The organism is Acinetobacter lactucae, from assembly GCF_013344765.1.
Taxonomy (GTDB): domain Bacteria; phylum Pseudomonadota; class Gammaproteobacteria; order Pseudomonadales; family Moraxellaceae; genus Acinetobacter; species Acinetobacter lactucae_A.
In genome coordinates this window covers 1-5693 of sequence record NZ_JABVBF010000201.1, presented here as the reverse complement: position 1 = coordinate 5693, position 5693 = coordinate 1, and the positions used below count along the sequence as shown (strand labels likewise).

Sequence of the window (5693 nt, the reverse complement as noted above, 5' to 3'; positions counted from 1 at the left end):
TTTCAAACCCTTAAAGTCAGATACGGAATATAGATAGCAACTATAAATAATTTAATTAAAAAGAAAATTAATTTATAAAATCATTGAGTTAAAAAAATACTCGATTTTTACACCATTTTATATGCGGTTTGGCACGTAATTTGTTTTGTCTTTATTTTAACCTTCGTTAAATATTTCTGGATAATTAAATGAAAAACAGAACCTTACATTTGGCTTGTATCAGTGTTTTATTTTGGATGTCTCATTCTTCTGATGCCGCAACCCCCGAAATAAATACAAATACCATCAAAAAATCACAAGCTAAACAAAACAGTGATGTCTCTGTTCAGGTGAAAGCTTTAAACCAGCTTTTACAAGAACAGTGGGAATATACTTTGAAAAATAATCCTGAAACTGCAACTGTTTTAGGTGATTTACGCTACAACAATCGATGGACAGAGCTTTCAAAAAATCAGATCGAGAAAGATAAAAAAGCTACTCAAAATTTTTTAAAACGTTTTGAGGCAATTGATAGCACAGGCTTTTCAGCAACGGATCAATTAAATAAAGATTTAATGGTTTATCAGTTGAAAGAGTCACTTAAAAATTACGATTTGAAACTCTATGAGATGCCTTTCAATCAAATGTGGGGGCTACATTTACAATTTCCGGGATTTATTAGTTCAATTCCCTTCGATAATGTTAAGCAATATCAGGACTATATTGCTCGTTTAAAACAAATCCCTCTTATTCTTGGTCAAGGCATTCAGTTAGCAAAACAAGGACAAAAAGATGGCTTGATGCCACCCAAGTATTTACTTGAAAAGGTGGCAAAGCAGATTGATAGCATTGCAACTCCCGCAGGGAAGGAGAGTGTGTTTGCTTCTCCATTAAAGCAATTTCCAAATAATATCTCTAAAGCAGAACAAGAGCGTTTAAGCCGTGAAATGCTACAGGCCATAGATCAGCATGTTCGGCCTGCTTATCAAAAACTCGGGATATTTATTCGGAAAGATTACTTACCCTATGGACGACAACACGAGGGTATATGGAGCTTGCCAAAAGGTGATGAGCTCTATCGCTTTTATGTAGAAAATAATACGACAACCTCTGAAAGCCCTGAAAACATTCATCAGCTTGGCTTAAAAGAAGTTGCTCGTATTGAAGCGGAAATGCTGAAAATTGCTAAAGCACAAGGTTTCAATGATTTAAAAAGTTTCCAACAATCTTTAAAGACAAATCCAGCGGTTTTTCCAAAGTCTCGTGAAGAAATTTTAGAGATTTATCGCGGATATATTGCCCAAATGCAACCAGAGTTGCCGAAGCTATTTGGTTTATTACCCAAAAATAAAGTCGAAGTTTTACCTGTAGAGCAATATCGAGAAAAAGAAGCGGCAGGTGCGGAGTATCATCAAGGAACACCTGATGGTTCACGCCCCGGACAGGTATATGTGAATACTGGCGACTTCTCTGAACGTTCCAAAATATCGATGGAAGCGACTGCTTACCATGAGGCAATTCCCGGCCACCATATGCAGATTGATATTGCCCAAAATCTGCCAAATTTACCTATGTTCCGTAAGCAACCCAACCACACCGCCTACATTGAAGGATGGGCACTTTACGCAGAGCAATTGGGTAAAGATGTGGGTTTCTATAAAGACCCGCTTTCAGACTATGGAAGACTCTCGAGTGAGTTGTTCCGTGCTTGTCGTTTAGTGGTTGACACTGGCGTACATTATAAAAAGTGGACGCGTCAGCAAATGATTGATTTTATGCGAGAACATTCTGCTTTAGATGAACCTGATATTCAGGCAGAGGCAGATCGCTATATTGCTATTCCTGCCCAAGCATTGGCATATAAGATGGGGCAACTCAAAATTTTAGAGCTACGGGAGTTAGCAAAACATGAACTTGGAGACCGTTTTGATATCAAAGCCTTCCATGACATGATTTTAAATGCAGGAACATTGCCTTTAAATATATTGGATGCCCGTATTAAAAATTGGATAAAGGAACAAAAAGCGGCAGCTTAAAATAAAATTCGAAATTTAGGTCAGGTCTTTAGGGGCCTGATTTAAAAAATAGATAGGAAATATAATATAATTATAAAAAATATATTTTATTTTAGAACTTTAAAAATGGAAAAATCTTTAAAAGAATATCAAGCTATTATTTTTGATATGGACGGTACTTTAGTCGACTCTTTTAGCTTCTTTTTAGGTGCTTTAAATCAGCTTGCGAAAAAGCATAAATTTAAATCTGTTGGGCTACATGAAGTAGAGTACTACCAACATCTTTCACCAAAAGAAATTATGAAAGAGATGAACGTCCCCAAATGGAAATTGCCTTGGATTGCTAAGGATTTCATTCGCTTAATGAAAGAAAGAGATCAAGAAGTTTACATGTTTGAAGGAATGCGGGATCAGCTCATAGAACTCCACAATCGAGGCTATACGCTCGCAATTATTACCTCAAACTCTACAGAGAACTGTCATAATCTTCTGGGTGCAGAGCTATGTGGGCTTTTCGCTCATATTGATGGTGGCTCTTCTATATTTGGCAAAGCTAAACGAATTAAGCGTGTTCTCAACATTTTGAACCTCAGTAAAGACCAAGTAATTTATGTCGGTGACCAAACCACGGATGGCGAAGCTGCACATAGAGCAGGTATTGATTTTGCTGCGGTAGGTTGGGGTTATACATCGGCTGAAAAATTAAAAACCATTCAGCCTAAAGTCGTTCTCAAAGACTTGGCAACCATGAAAGAATTTTTCTAAATATATGAAATACAGGACCAACCATGAATAACAACCCGATTGGAATGATTGACTCTGGTTTAGGCGGGTTGTCTCTCTTTAAGCACATTCGGCAGGCGCTTCCGAATGAAGATATTATTTACTTTGCAGACTCGAAATATGTCCCGTATGGAGACAAAGATAGCGACTGGATTGTTTCAAGAACCACTCACTTAATCTCAAATCTTATAAATGACGGGAAGTGCAAAGCGATTGTGGTTGCTTGTAACACCATGACGGCCGTAGCGATTGAAACGATTAGAGCGCAAATTAATGTGCCACTTATAGCAATAGAACCCGCCGTAAAACCCGCAGTAGCAATGACCATGAGCAAGCATATTGCTGTTTTGGCGACTGCAACCACGGTGAAGGGTAAAAACTTAAAAAGTTTAATTGAAACGTATGCGCAAGATATTAAAGTGTCTTTAGTGCCTTGTATTGGTTTAGCCGAAAAAATTGAAACGGGTAAAGCGCATACAGCGGAAGTTAAAGACTATTTAAAAAATATTTTGGCGCCGTTAGTCGAGCAAAAAGTCGATACGATTATTTTAGGATGCACCCACTATCCATTTGTCTCAGACACGATTCAGGAAATTGTAGGCTCTAATATTCAAATTATTGAGCCTTCGGAAGCTGTAACAGCGCAATTAATTCGGCAGCTCAATCAATATCATTTAAGTTCTGAAAGTCCAAATGAGGGGAATCATATTATTTGGACCAGTTCAGACCCGTTGGAAGTTGCAGACGTAACTTTTTCTTTGTTAGGTAAACGTTTACCCGTAGAAACTACTGGTTTTTAAAGCCCAGAAAAACGCCTAGCCCCATAAAAATGAGTCCACCCATCACGGACATAGATTTTTGGGGCTTGTTCGATTTAGTTAATTTTTGACTGATGTAATTGGCTAAAAACACACAAACCACATCGGCAGACACAAAGATCAGATTCACAATTAGCCCTAAAATTATGAATTGAGACCAAACTGGAAAATCGAATGAAGTATTAATAAATTGAGGTAAAAAGGCGATATAAAAAATAGCGGTTTTAGGGTTTAACACTTCGACTAGTATGCTCTGTCTTAAAGATAACTGACCATTTTCAACATTTTGCTGAAGAGTCGGGCTAGAGGACGACCTAATTAATTTAATACCTAACCAGACTAAATACAAAGCACCTAAAATTTTAATAATATCATAGAGTTTTGGAATAATTTGAAAGATGGTTGTTAAGCCCAAAGAGGCCGCGATGATATGAAAACAGCCTCCTAAAAAAATGCCAAATGCTGCCATTAAACCCGATTTTCTACCGCGAGAAAGCGTCTGTGCAGCGGTGTAGAGCATGGCTGGACCCGGAATATAAGCAAAAATAATTGTAGTAATTAAAAATGTAATAAACAGCTCTAAAGAAATCATGTTTTACCTATCTTATTGTTACTATTTTTGAATAAATTTTAAGCAATTTAAAGTATATGAAATTTATAAGTATTTCAATTTTATAATCAGATTTATGGCTATAAAACTAAAAATCATCCAAAGAATAATTTAAATTCTTTGGATGATTGAAAAATAAACTTATTTAGCTTTTAGGGGCAAAGTCTTAATGACTAAAAACTAAATTCAGAGAACCTAGATTAAGCTCTTTTAAGTTCCCAGCGCTGTTTTGGGTCATTAGAGCGTTGACTAATACCTACAGATGAACCCCAGAGATGCGTTAGTACCGCATCTGGTTGGCCTTCTACAAAGATATAACCATCTTCAAATGCCCAGTTAGTTTGGTACTGGCGACCCGCACCTTGCAAGAAAACATTGCCACTATGCCAATTCACTGGTTTTATTTCTTTACCATTGGTACTGTTTAACGCTGTTTGCAATTGTTCAAAAGACTCATTTGATTTTAAGCTGACTTTTAAAATCTTTTTGACTGTCTCCATATTTTTTTCATTCGTATGTAAATTTAGTGCTTTTCTAAGCTCTAGAAGGACTTTTACGGCTTCTTTTTTGAGGTCTTGAGTATTTTCATATTCTTTATATGCTTTTCCATGAAGGTCCGCCATGCTCTCTTTCTTCATATTTTTGAGTAGAGCATCGATATTGTCATGGCGTAAATGCAATCGGAACTCTGATCTTGTAGTCCAATCTTTTTGATCCAAGACATCTAATTGTACAGAGGCAAGAATGATCTTATAGATTTGTTCATTCTGCTGAGCGAAAGGATTTTCAGACAAACCTTTAAGTTCAGGAATATCTAAAAAGAGCCAAGGAGAGGCAGCATATTCATAGAACTTTTGTTCGATGCGACGAATTGACTCATGAGCGAGTACGGCATTTAAATATTCGTTCAGCTTAGTCTCATCGAGTTTACCAACAAGTTCCGATTTAATCGTTTCTTCGCCGTTACTATAAATAAATGTCTGTAATAAATGAACAATATCAAGACAATCACTGGTTTTTAAGTGGGCGATTGTTTCTTCATCTTGCTTTGGTAAAAGACTAAGGAAATGCTCTAGGTCTTTATCAAATAATTTATATGCAATCGCATCTGTTTCAACATGAGCACCGAGCACCCAACTAGAACGGATATCTTTAACTTTGTTATAAAGCTTATTTTCTCGACCACTGCGATAGTCTTGGCTGTCAAAATACCAAAGTTCTTCGTCTATGTTTTTAACCTTGTCATGTACCGTAAAGAGTCGGTCATTTGTATGAGAATAGGCTAACTGACCCGTTTCACCACGTGCAGTTACCGCATCTTGTAAGCCATGGGTTTGTCCACCGTATGCGCTTGCGATACATGCACCTGTTTCTTTGTTAACGATTCTAAAGTTTCCACCTGGAAATCCATTAGCCATGATGAGTTGCTCCTTATAATTAGAAAGTTTTTGTAATAGTCGAAATTTATAGTTATTAGGCAAATTTCGA

General features: G+C 36.9%; 5 protein-coding genes. 3 read left to right on the top strand and 2 right to left on the bottom strand.

The window, feature by feature from the left end:
• Positions 1-188: 188 nt before the first annotated feature.
• From HUN22_RS15255 to murI, 3 genes are all read left to right on the top strand, one after another.
• On the top strand, positions 189-2015 hold the full coding sequence (locus HUN22_RS15255; RefSeq protein WP_174731054.1) for a DUF885 domain-containing protein: 1827 nt from the start codon (positions 189-191) through the stop codon (positions 2013-2015).
• A 105-nt stretch (positions 2016-2120) separates the two neighbouring features.
• Positions 2121-2759, top strand: a complete 639-nt coding sequence (locus tag HUN22_RS15250) for an HAD family hydrolase (protein ID WP_174731051.1) — start codon at positions 2121-2123, stop codon at positions 2757-2759.
• Positions 2760-2782: 23 nt separating this feature from the next.
• The gene (murI, locus tag HUN22_RS15245; RefSeq protein WP_174731048.1) at positions 2783-3577 is read left to right on the top strand and encodes a glutamate racemase; all 795 of its coding nucleotides are present in this window, start codon (positions 2783-2785) and stop codon (positions 3575-3577) included.
• Here murI and HUN22_RS15240 read toward each other — a convergent pair.
• Both HUN22_RS15240 and HUN22_RS15235 read right to left on the bottom strand, forming a co-directional pair.
• Positions 3564-4187, bottom strand: coding sequence for a LysE family translocator (locus HUN22_RS15240; RefSeq protein WP_174731045.1), 624 nt, complete (start codon positions 4185-4187; stop codon positions 3564-3566). The two genes, murI and HUN22_RS15240, sit on opposite strands and share 14 nt — an antisense overlap.
• Before the next feature lie 218 nt (positions 4188-4405).
• Positions 4406-5623 (bottom strand): hypothetical protein, encoded by a 1218-nt coding sequence (locus tag HUN22_RS15235; RefSeq protein ID WP_174731042.1) that lies wholly within the window; start codon positions 5621-5623, stop codon positions 4406-4408.
• Between the last annotated feature and the right edge of the window lie 70 nt (positions 5624-5693).

Coding starts and splice junctions, on each gene's coding strand:
- HUN22_RS15255 (WP_174731054.1), top strand. CDS start 189: ATGAAAAACAGAACCTTACATTTGGCTTGTATCAGTGTTTTATTTTGG.
- HUN22_RS15250 (WP_174731051.1), top strand. CDS start 2,121: ATGGAAAAATCTTTAAAAGAATATCAAGCTATTATTTTTGATATGGAC.
- murI (WP_174731048.1), top strand. CDS start 2,783: ATGAATAACAACCCGATTGGAATGATTGACTCTGGTTTAGGCGGGTTG.
- HUN22_RS15240 (WP_174731045.1), bottom strand. CDS start 4,187: ATGATTTCTTTAGAGCTGTTTATTACATTTTTAATTACTACAATTATT.
- HUN22_RS15235 (WP_174731042.1), bottom strand. CDS start 5,623: ATGGCTAATGGATTTCCAGGTGGAAACTTTAGAATCGTTAACAAAGAA.